This window comes from Pseudomonas sp. PSPC3-2 (assembly GCF_049897085.1).
GTDB classification, from domain to species: Bacteria; Pseudomonadota; Gammaproteobacteria; order Pseudomonadales; family Pseudomonadaceae; genus Aquipseudomonas; species Aquipseudomonas paraveronii.
The window spans coordinates 1-683 of the sequence record NZ_JAFCVO010000046.1; the positions used below are offsets into that span (position 1 = coordinate 1).

Below are 683 nucleotides of genomic sequence, written 5' to 3' on the forward strand. Positions count from 1 at the left end.
TTTTTTGCGCCTGAGTACGTTGGATATTTGGTTTGCGCGGAGCCCCCAGCGATGCACCGTGAATTCATGTTGTTCCAGAAAGTGTAGTGACTCGTCACATATTCAAATTTTCCGGAAGCATCGCTTTCGCACCAAGATTTTATCCAAAGACCGGTTTTTGGATCGCGCCGATCCTCGCTGTGGTAAATCGCGGTTGTTCTCGTCATGGCCGAACCCTTACTGCAATCCCCCCGCCCTTCATGGTTGGCGCCAGGCGCTGCGGCAGGTCACGCACCAACTCTTCCCGGCGACGGCCGATCAGCTCGTTGAAGGGAAGGCCGAAGCCAAGGATGGCAATACGGCGCTCAATATCGTCGAGCTGCTCGTCTACGATTGATTTAACCGGTGCGGTTGTCATGCAGCCTCCTTGCGCGAGACCTTGTTGAGGCGTGCGCAGTAGTGGTCGAATTCCTTGAGGGTGATCGCCTGGTCAATCAAGAACTGGGCGATCATCCGCTGAACAATTAGCGCCTCGTCCGCCGTGCTGGCGGCATGCGTGAGGCTTTCGAGTGCTTCGTCGATGAGGATGTGCGCGCTCATAGGTCACCATCCACGTCGTCCTCGGCCGCTTCCCGCTCTGCTGCCACCGCGTCGGCGGCGTAGGGCCTGAGCAGGTCCATGGCGATCCGTTCAGCGGCTTCGAT

3 protein-coding genes are annotated in these 683 nt (G+C 57.7%); all 3 read right to left on the reverse strand.

Going from position 1 to position 683, the window contains the following annotated elements:
- On the reverse strand, positions 1–206 hold a 206-nt coding region (locus ACP7CJ_RS28830; RefSeq protein ID WP_426103249.1), incomplete at its 3' end, for a hypothetical protein.
- On the reverse strand, positions 203–397 hold the full coding sequence (locus tag ACP7CJ_RS28835; RefSeq protein ID WP_426103251.1) for a hypothetical protein: 195 nt from the start codon (positions 395–397) through the stop codon (positions 203–205). The genes ACP7CJ_RS28830 and ACP7CJ_RS28835, both read right to left, overlap by 4 nt.
- Positions 394–579, reverse strand: coding sequence for a hypothetical protein (locus ACP7CJ_RS28840; protein ID WP_134939259.1), 186 nt, complete (start codon positions 577–579; stop codon positions 394–396). Before ACP7CJ_RS28840 ends, ACP7CJ_RS28835 begins: the two co-directional genes overlap by 4 nt.
- Positions 580–683: the final 104 nt, after the last annotated feature.